Raw genomic sequence first — 8,156 nt, forward strand, 5'->3', positions numbered from 1 at the left:
GAAACGAGACTCGAACTCGCGACCTCAACCTTGGCAAGGTTGCGCTCTACCAACTGAGCTATTCCCGCAGATTCCGTCCGACCTGCGTCGAAGGAGCGCTATTGTGTCCAAATTCCTTCACGCCGTCAACAGTCTTCACACACGGTGATCCGGGCCTGGCGTGGTGGGGTACCCTGCCCCGCCCGGACGCCTGCGCCCATGTTCCTGCACGGCAAGCCTTTGCTGATCTCCCTGCTGCTGCACCTGCTGGTGGGCGCGCTCTATTGGACGCTGATGCCACTGGGCATGACCTGGTATGGCAACCATGTCGGTTTCAGCTCGCACGGCAACATCGGCCTGGGCCTCGCGCAGTACTACGCGTTCGTGCTGTTCCTCGGCGCACAGCCGCTGGTCGCCGTGCTGCGGCCGCTTGCAGCCAAGCTGATGGTGCTGGCCATCCCGCTCGCATTCGCAGGCTGGACGCTGATGCACAACAATCCGCTGCGCATGCTGTACTTCACCGTCGGCCCGGGCGTGCTCGCACTGGCCGCGATCGCCGCCAGCGCACGCTTCGCCGCGCGCGCCACGGCCTGCAGCACGAGCAAGGAGCCCATGCATGATTGATCGCAATACCCGGTGGTACTACTTGGCGGCGGCCACGATCTGGCTGGCGGTGATGGCCGCGCTGATTCATTCCGGCACGCAGACCGACTACTGGATGCAGCGCTGGATGGAACCCGGCGAAGTGCAGCCCTATCCCATCCGCGCAGTTGCGATCTTTGCCGTGATGAGCACGGTCGAAATAGCTGTTGTCACGCTGATCGTGCGCCCATGGCGATGGCGTCGGCTCTGGCTGCGCCTGCTGATCGCTTTCGCGCTGCTGCTGGCGTGGTCGTTACCGTTGGCGATGGGCGCGATGCATCAGTCGCCGGTCTACGGCACGCACCTTCTGTGGTTGATGCTGCTGGTTCTGAGCCTGTTCCTGGCCCTGTGGTCGGTGTCGTCAATCACCCTCTGGCAGGTGTTCCAAGCTCGCCGCATGGCTACCGCGAGGAACTGAATCAGTGCAACGATTGACTGGAGAGAAGAATACGCGCAGGGAGGGCCCACCCATTTCAGAATAATTGCATGGACCAGCACCAGACCAGTGGAAGAAAGTGTCTGACCCGAGGTCTGCAGCGCCGTCAATGCTCTCGCTGACACTGCTCTGCATATGCCTCTGCCAAACAGGGACACTTCATGCAGCAGTCGAGCCAGCACGCATCACAGCCCCTCGGCGACACAGGTCCGCTCGACGCAGCATTACCACCAATGCCTGTATTCCGACTGATCACGCCCCTGGAACTGGCCACGCAACTTTCCCCGGAGTGCCCCTTCCAGGTTGTCCGATACGGCGAGATCAAGGAAGAAATACCGCAGGACTCATCATACGCACCAGGGCACTACGTCTGGGGGGACCCCGATGAGCTGGTTCTCCTGGTTGATGGTGATCTCAAACTGGACACACTGGACCTGGTCGATCCGCTGGCCCCGTGGCGGAAAGAAGACCTTGGCGCGTACATCCGCTTCATCCTCGTTCGTGGCAATGCAGAGATCGCCGGCTATGTTCACAGCCTTGAGACCGACGGGGCATGCGGACTGCTTGTCTCGGGCGACCTGACGACGACCAATGCCATCGTCGGCGGACAGGAAATCCGCGTGGGCGGCAACCTGCTGGTCCGCGAATTGTTCTGGGGCGACTACAACCACGGGGAACTACACGTAGTCGGGAACACAGAGGCAGCGCTTCTCATTCAGACCGACTACTCCATGCAATTCGATGGCTCGGTCCAGTGCATGCGCCGGATGGACGACGAAGCCATGACTGACGATGGAATTGAGGAGATCATCGAACTCGATTGCCTGTCACGTGAGTCCGAGGACCCGGACAGTGTGTGGTCATTGGACGCGGGAGCCATGCTGGAGAGGCTGACTGCCGGAAAGAGCGTCATCCGTGCGGAGAGCCTGTCGGCGCCAGACCCGCTCCTATGCACAGTGAACCTGTTTGGCGACGCCACAATCAGTCCAGAGAACTTCCTGCGGATCTGCGCGGAGGACATGCTTCCGATGGATATCCGTGGTTATGATTTCCATCGTGAAGGGATCTCACTCCAGGTACGTGTGAACATCGAGGATGCTGACGCACCCTCTTACATCATGCAGATGGAAGACCCATCAAGGAACATCGCTGCGCGCTTCGTCATGGAGCAGATAGAGACGACCGTTGGAATAATTGATCGCCTCAAGGGAAGAAGACCTGAAACTGGCTGGGGCCTCTGGAATTTCATCTGCAGTGATGTCAGCAGCGACCAGAGCGAGTGGACGCGAGTGGAAGCACATGAGATCCCGCCGGACCACGTCGCACTCGTACTTGAAGGTTGGCGATTCCTGCAGGAAGGCGCGTCCAGCCGTCATTGGACCACGGAGATAGTTCCAGCGAGCGAGATCAGGGATCTTCTGGCGCTGGAGATCTGCAAGCCCTACGACGACTACGACGATGATGACCGTTGCGGATTCTGGGTCGGTCACTGTCATGCGGCGTTTCGCCAGGAAGAGCAGGGACCAGATCCAGTGGAGCCCACACTTCGCCTGTCTCGCGAACTGCATCAGCCTGACGACACGAGCGTGATCGAGAGCTATTACTTCGACGTTGAAACCTGCATGGACGGCAGTGAGCGCGTCCGAGTCCGCTACAAGGCCGACCAGGATCTGGAGGACTCCCCGGCTCAACTCGACCCCGTTGGAGGGGCTGAACTGGCACGTGCACTGCGTGTCTACAAGCGCGGCGCGAGGGAAATGCGTAGTACGAATGCAGACCTGCTGAGCGGAATGGCCCCGTACTTCGCGAGGGATGACAGGTTCGCAATGAACTTCTGGAAGCAGCAGGGCTACCTGTCCAGGTAGATGCCGAACTCCCTTCATAAGCCGGCAAAACTGCAGGGCTTCTGGGCTGCTGGTCGTCATTCCAGCCTCAATCCGTCGCGCCTTTCGCTGATGACTTGCCGGCCCCGCTCCCGCCCCTGCTTCCGCAGTTCACCACGCACAGCCGGAAGGGCCGGCGCGCAGGACATGGTGGCGGGGCGACGCCTGAGTGCGACGCAAACGAAAAACGCCCCCTTGCGGGAGCGTTTTTCCTGATCTGGAGCGGGAAACGAGACTCGAACTCGCGACCTCAACCTTGGCAAGGTTGCGCTCTACCAACTGAGCTATTCCCGCAGATTCCGTTCGACCTGCGTCGAAGGAGCGCCATTCTGCCGAGATTGGACGGGACCGTCAACCTCTTTCTTCGCCAAACCTGAACATGGGTTCCGCACGGGCGGGCCAGCCCCCTGCCAGATGTTACGGTATCGCCACGGAGGGCGAGGCGCGGTGATGCCCGCCCCCTGTTTTCATGGACCCCTGCCAAGGAAGAAAAGGCGCGGCGCAGCAAGCCTGCAGGCTGAGCGTCCGCAGCATAACGATCATGATCATCCTCAGATACACCTACCCTGCCATGCTCGCGCGCAGCAAGAACGCGGACTACCGCCGCCTCGTCACCCACATGACCGAAGTCCTGATGCGCTTCCTGGTGGACAACGAGCTGCTGCTGGAATCCCCCTACAACGCCGATGGATCGTTGAACGAGACCTTCCAGGTCACGAAAGACAACCTGACCGACGACGGCAACCGGCTGTTCCGCGAGTACTTCACGCGCTGGTCCGACCGCATCGATCGCGGCGGCAAGCCCGAAAACATCACATCGCTGGTCAAGGGCCTGGCAAAGATCAGGGCGACACCACCCACCGCCTGAGCGCTGCCCTGCGCATCATTCAGCCCGCATCCTGTTTTCATCGACCCCTGCCAAGGAGGCCTCGGTCATGCAACCCGATTTCGAGATGTACCAGACACTGCCCGACGGCGGTGCCGCACTGACAGCCCTGGAAGAAGCCGCCGAAGCCCACTATTTCCGTGGCCGTCTCGACGAGGCGCGCACTGGATTCCTGGCGGTGTGGGAACAGTTTCCTGAGAACTGGCAGCAATGGCAGATGCCCGGGCTGTTCGTCACCGATCGCCTGCGCGCCATCGCGTTCCAGCAAGGCGAGTATCCACTGGCGCTGGCGTGGAGCGAGCAGGTGCTCAAGGTCGGCTCGCCGACGTCACACAAAGTGCTCAGCGATGTTGGCGAGGCGCACTACGAGATGGCGACCTTGAACAGGCCTTCGAATGGTTCGCGCGCGCGGAAGCACGGGGCGGGAACCGCACGTTCAAGGAAATGGAACGCCGGTATGTGACCTTCTACAAGGAAGAAAAAGCGCGGCGCAGCAGGCCTGCAGGCTGAGCGCCCGGACGATACCGATCATGACCATCATCAGATACTCCTACCCCGCCATGCTTGAGTCCAGCAAGCGCGTGAGCTACCGCCGCCAAATCAACCACCTCACCGAAGTCCTGATGCGCTTCCTGGTGGACAACGAGCTGCTGCTGGAATCCCCCTACAACGCCGATGGATCGTTGAACGAGACCTTCCTGGTCACGAATGACAACCTCACCGATGATGGCAACCGGCTGTTCCGCGAGTACTTCGCGCGCTGGTCCGACCGCCTGGATCGCGGCGGCGACCCAGAAAACATCACGTCGCTGGTCAAGGGCCTGGCAAAGATCAGGGCGACACCACCCACCACCTGAGCGTCGCCCTGCGCGTCAGTCAGCCCGCACCCCGCGCTGGTGGAAGTAGATCTGCTCGGCGACGCGCCGCATCGTCGCCGTGCGCAGCAGCGCGTCGACCGGCCAGTCCTGCTGCAGGTGGTCCATCGCCCAGCGCAGCAGGCGCTTGCGGCGGAAGGTGGGTGCCACCCGGCGCGCCACCCGCTCGGCGGGCGGCCCTTTGCCACGCAGGTGCCGGCCGATGGCATCACCGACCGCCCAGCCGTGCCGCCACGATGAATGGATGCCGCCGGCCGACAGCGGCGAGACGATGCCGGCCGCATCGCCAGTGAGGATCACCCGATGGCCGGTGATCGGGCCGTCAGGCAGGCCGCAGGGCACCCGTCCGGCACGGGTGGACGATGGCTGCATTGAAGGCGCGATGCCGACGATGTCGCGCACGTGCTCGATGAAGCCATCGATCTCCGGCACCCGTGCCTGCATCGGCTGATGGCGCAGGGCGAGACCCACCTGTACGCCGGCAGGGTTCTGTGCGACCCAACCGATGTAGCCCGGTGCATAACGCCTGCTGACGAAACAATGCAGCGCATCGCCCCGCGCCAGCTGCAGCCCGTCGAATTCACGCTCGACGCCATGGAGGTGGTCGCGTACCTGGCCCAGGCCGGTGCGCCGGGCCACGCGCGAACGGGCGCCGTCGGCACCGACCAGATAGGCACACCGCCCTGCCCCCTCCACCTGCCAGCCATCGCCATCGATTTCGGCATGGCGGAAGGACTGCTGCAGGCGCAGATCGACACCACTGGCACGCAGCTCGGCAGCGAGCCAGCGCATCAGGTTCGGGGTGTCAGTGGTGAGGAAGTAGTACCCCGGCGCCTGCAGCTGCACGCTGCGCAGGTTGGGCGCGTACAGGCGCACGCGCGCGACGCGCTGCACCAGGTGCTCGGGAATGTGGCCCAGCCAGGTCTGTTCCATCGCCTCCTTCACCACGATGCCGGTGGTGTGCAGGCGCTCGCCGGGGTCTGCCTTGCGTTCAAGCACGCAGAGGCGAAGACCGTACTGCGCTGCGGCCAATGCACAGGCCGCACCAGCAAAGCTTGCGCCGACGATGACCACGTCGTGGTCGCAGGCGGAGGACATGTGGGGCATCGCAGCATCACCATAGGGGAACGAAGATGCAGCGTGGCCTGCGCGCGTGGCGGGGCCATGGAGTGCCGGTGAAGTGGGGATGAAGCGCTGCACGGCGCACAACACGCCGGAAGCGCAACGCCCGTTGGCGCGGGCGTTGCACTCGACAGCTCACTGCGACATCAGGCCACCACGATCCGCAGCGGGTCGGCCGACGCCAGGATCTCCGCACGCTCACCCGTGGGCGGATAGATCCATTCGGTGTTGATGCGGGTCTTGAGCGCCTTGGCTTCAGCACCGGACAGCACTACCTGGCGGTCCCAACCTTCGGTGTAGACGGCACCCCACGGGCCCAGATCCAGGCAGGTCACGTACTTGGGCTGTGCATAGTCAATCATCGCCTCCCCGAGCAGGTCAGCGGCAGCGTTGTGGCCAGCGGAGCGCCCCAGGTTCATCGCGTGCTGGCAGGACATCATCGCGACGTTGCCGTCGTCGTCGGTGGCAGCATGCGCGCAGTCGCCGGTGGCGAACACCGCGTCGACGCCCTTCGCCTTCAGGGTGCGGTCCACGTGCAGGCGACCCACTGCGTCGTGCTGGCCGGGGATCTGCGCGGTCAGCGCGCTGGCACGTGCACCGGCGGTCCAGATGACGGTCGCGGCGTCGATGCGCTCACCGTTTTCCAGCGTCACGCCATCCGCATCCACCTTCCACGCCCGAACCCAGCCGCCAGGACACGCCCAGCTCGGTCAGGGCCTGGGTGATGACCGGCCGCGGGCCTTCGCCCAGGTCGGGACCCAGCGCATCGGCACGCTCGACCATGATGACGTCCACTGCAGCATCGGCACCCAGCACGTCGCGCAGGCGCGCCGGCATTTCGGCGGCGGTTTCGATGCCGGTGAAGCCTGCGCCTGCAATCACCACCGTGTTGCGTGCAGCGCTCTGCGCACGGCCGGCAAGACCCTGCAGATGTGCCTGCAGGCGCGCTGCATCGGCGATCTGGTCGACGTTGAAGGCGTGCTGCTGCAGGCCAGGAATCGGCGGGCAGTTCAGGCGGCTGCCGGCGGCCAGCACCAGGCGGTCGTAGTGCAGCGTCTGCGCTGCGGCATCCGCCGCCGCGCCCACCACCTGCACCTGCTGGCGGGCCACGTCGATGTGCTCGACGCGGCCGGCAAGGTAACGCACGCCCACCGCATCGAAGATCGCCTGCAGCGGCGCCTTCATGCGTTCGGGCCCCTTCTCGTACAGGCGCGGGCGCACATGCAGTTCAGGGGACGGTGCAACCAGCACGATCTCAACATCACGGCGCGCGGCCTGGTCGAGAAGACGGGCGGCGGCAAGCGCGCTCCACATGCCGGCAAAGCCAGCGCCGATGACAAGAATGCGTTGGGACACGGAAAGAAATCCTTCTGGGAAACGAGGGGTCATGCAGCCCGATGCGCAGGCGGCAGGGGCACGGGGATGTGCTGCGCCGACGCACCACATAACGCGGATCATATGAGTCCGCGTTATGTGGTGCAAGCGCGGCGGCGGCCGCCGTTCAGGACAGCGGGCAACCCTGCACGCCTCCCCCGCAGGCATAACGCCAATGAAATCAATGCACTGGACGGCGCCTCATGCGCTTGCCGCGGGTAACTCAGGCCTCTATAGTCCGCGTTATATTTTTCTGGACCGCTCCCATGGCCCACATTGGAACGGGCGTCGAGTACGCCCTTCACTGCCTGCTCTGGCTGGTCCCGCCGCTGGAGCAGCGCCCGAGCAGCCGCGACCTTGCCGAACTGCAGGGCGTGCCGGCGGCCTTCATGGCAAAGATCTTCCCCAAGCTGGAAAAGGCCGGCATCGTCGAGTCCACCGGCGGCATCCGCGGTGGTTACCAGTTGGCGCGTGCGCCTGAAGACATCAGCGTGCTGGATGTCGTCGATGCGGTGGAGGGACAGAAGGCGCTGTTCGATTGCCAGGAGATCCGCGGGCGCTGCGCGCTGTTCGATGGCAGCCCACCGCGCTGGGCCAACCGCGGGGTGTGCGGCATCCACGCGGTGATGATCAATGCGCAGAAGGCCATGCGCGAGGAACTGGCGCGTTCCAGCCTGGCCTCGATTGCCGAAGGCGTGCAGGGCAAGGGGCGCCCGGCGAGCTTTGCAGGCGACGTGCAGGAGTGGTTTGCCGACCGCCAGGTGGCCCGCGAAGAAGCACGCATCACCGGCATGCGTTCGCGTGCGTCGGCACAGGACGGGGATTGAGGGGCGGCGTAACCGCACAACGAAAAACGCTCCCTTGCGGGAGCGTTTTTCTTGAATCTGGAGCGGGAAACGAGACTCGAACTCGCGACCTCAACCTTGGCAAGGTTGCGCTCTACCAACTGAGCTATTCCC

At 63.9% G+C, this 8,156-nt stretch carries 10 protein-coding genes and 1 tRNA gene; 7 read left to right on the plus strand and 4 right to left on the minus strand.

Annotated features, from left to right (window positions below):
* The first annotated feature begins 198 nt into the window (after window positions 1-198).
* The 3 genes from QMZ26_RS20925 to QMZ26_RS20935 all read left to right on the plus strand — a co-directional run bounded on the left by QMZ26_RS20925 (window position 199) and on the right by QMZ26_RS20935 (window position 2,922).
* Window positions 199-603, plus strand: coding sequence for a hypothetical protein (locus QMZ26_RS20925; RefSeq protein WP_283222554.1), 405 nt, complete (start codon window positions 199-201; stop codon window positions 601-603).
* Window positions 596-1,039, plus strand: a complete 444-nt coding sequence (locus tag QMZ26_RS20930; RefSeq protein ID WP_283222555.1) for a hypothetical protein — start codon at window positions 596-598, stop codon at window positions 1,037-1,039. The genes QMZ26_RS20925 and QMZ26_RS20930 overlap by 8 nt, the downstream gene beginning before the upstream one ends.
* A gap of 179 nt (window positions 1,040-1,218) precedes the next feature.
* On the plus strand, window positions 1,219-2,922 hold the full coding sequence (locus tag QMZ26_RS20935; protein ID WP_283222556.1) for a hypothetical protein: 1,704 nt from the start codon (window positions 1,219-1,221) through the stop codon (window positions 2,920-2,922).
* Window positions 2,923-3,158: 236 nt separating this feature from the next.
* On the opposite strand, the gene QMZ26_RS20940 is transcribed toward QMZ26_RS20935, so the two are convergent.
* Window positions 3,159-3,234: transfer RNA gene (locus tag QMZ26_RS20940), tRNA-Gly, on the minus strand.
* Between the two features lie 247 nt (window positions 3,235-3,481).
* Here QMZ26_RS20940 and QMZ26_RS20945 point away from each other — a divergent pair.
* The 3 genes from QMZ26_RS20945 (at window position 3,482) to QMZ26_RS20955 (ending at window position 4,683) form a co-directional block, all read left to right on the plus strand.
* Window positions 3,482-3,808 carry a hypothetical protein gene (locus QMZ26_RS20945; RefSeq protein ID WP_283222557.1) on the plus strand — a complete coding sequence of 109 codons (327 nt, stop codon included), beginning with the start codon at window positions 3,482-3,484 and terminating at the stop codon, window positions 3,806-3,808.
* Window positions 3,809-3,875: 67 nt separating this feature from the next.
* Complete coding sequence (locus QMZ26_RS20950) at window positions 3,876-4,289, plus strand: hypothetical protein (protein ID WP_283222558.1); 414 nt, start codon at window positions 3,876-3,878, stop codon at window positions 4,287-4,289.
* A gap of 67 nt (window positions 4,290-4,356) precedes the next feature.
* On the plus strand, window positions 4,357-4,683 hold the full coding sequence (locus QMZ26_RS20955; RefSeq protein ID WP_283222559.1) for a hypothetical protein: 327 nt from the start codon (window positions 4,357-4,359) through the stop codon (window positions 4,681-4,683).
* Window positions 4,684-4,698: 15 nt separating this feature from the next.
* Here the strand turns inward: QMZ26_RS20955 and QMZ26_RS20960 are convergent, their stop codons facing one another.
* The 3 genes from QMZ26_RS20960 to QMZ26_RS20970 all read right to left on the minus strand — a co-directional run bounded on the left by QMZ26_RS20960 (window position 4,699) and on the right by QMZ26_RS20970 (window position 7,179).
* Window positions 4,699-5,808, minus strand: a complete 1,110-nt coding sequence (locus QMZ26_RS20960) for an NAD(P)/FAD-dependent oxidoreductase (protein ID WP_345782705.1) — start codon at window positions 5,806-5,808, stop codon at window positions 4,699-4,701.
* A 161-nt stretch (window positions 5,809-5,969) separates the two neighbouring features.
* Complete coding sequence (locus tag QMZ26_RS20965; protein WP_283222561.1) at window positions 5,970-6,476, minus strand: FAD-dependent oxidoreductase; 507 nt, start codon at window positions 6,474-6,476, stop codon at window positions 5,970-5,972.
* The gene (locus QMZ26_RS20970) at window positions 6,457-7,179 is read right to left on the minus strand and encodes an FAD-dependent oxidoreductase (protein WP_283222562.1); all 723 of its coding nucleotides are present in this window, start codon (window positions 7,177-7,179) and stop codon (window positions 6,457-6,459) included. The genes QMZ26_RS20965 and QMZ26_RS20970 overlap by 20 nt, the downstream gene beginning before the upstream one ends.
* A 284-nt stretch (window positions 7,180-7,463) precedes the next feature.
* Here QMZ26_RS20970 and QMZ26_RS20975 point away from each other — a divergent pair, with 284 nt between their 5' ends.
* Window positions 7,464-8,024 (plus strand): Rrf2 family transcriptional regulator, encoded by a 561-nt coding sequence (locus tag QMZ26_RS20975; RefSeq protein ID WP_283222563.1) that lies wholly within the window; start codon window positions 7,464-7,466, stop codon window positions 8,022-8,024.
* Window positions 8,025-8,156: the final 132 nt, after the last annotated feature.

The organism is Stenotrophomonas sp. PFBMAA-4 (genome assembly GCF_030053215.1).
Classification (GTDB): domain Bacteria; phylum Pseudomonadota; class Gammaproteobacteria; order Xanthomonadales; family Xanthomonadaceae; genus Stenotrophomonas.

Excerpts from the sequence above, each read along its gene's own strand:
- QMZ26_RS20925 (WP_283222554.1), top strand. The coding sequence starts at position 199 with ATGTTCCTGCACGGCAAGCCTTTGCTGATCTCCCTGCTGCTGCACCTG.
- QMZ26_RS20930 (WP_283222555.1), top strand. The coding sequence starts at position 596 with ATGATTGATCGCAATACCCGGTGGTACTACTTGGCGGCGGCCACGATC.
- QMZ26_RS20945 (WP_283222557.1), top strand. The coding sequence starts at position 3,482 with ATGATCATCCTCAGATACACCTACCCTGCCATGCTCGCGCGCAGCAAG.
- QMZ26_RS20960 (WP_345782705.1), bottom strand. The coding sequence starts at position 5,808 with ATGCCCCACATGTCCTCCGCCTGCGACCACGACGTGGTCATCGTCGGC.
- QMZ26_RS20935 (WP_283222556.1), top strand. The coding sequence starts at position 1,219 with ATGCAGCAGTCGAGCCAGCACGCATCACAGCCCCTCGGCGACACAGGT.
- QMZ26_RS20950 (WP_283222558.1), top strand. The coding sequence starts at position 3,876 with ATGCAACCCGATTTCGAGATGTACCAGACACTGCCCGACGGCGGTGCC.
- QMZ26_RS20955 (WP_283222559.1), top strand. The coding sequence starts at position 4,357 with ATGACCATCATCAGATACTCCTACCCCGCCATGCTTGAGTCCAGCAAG.
- QMZ26_RS20975 (WP_283222563.1), top strand. The coding sequence starts at position 7,464 with ATGGCCCACATTGGAACGGGCGTCGAGTACGCCCTTCACTGCCTGCTC.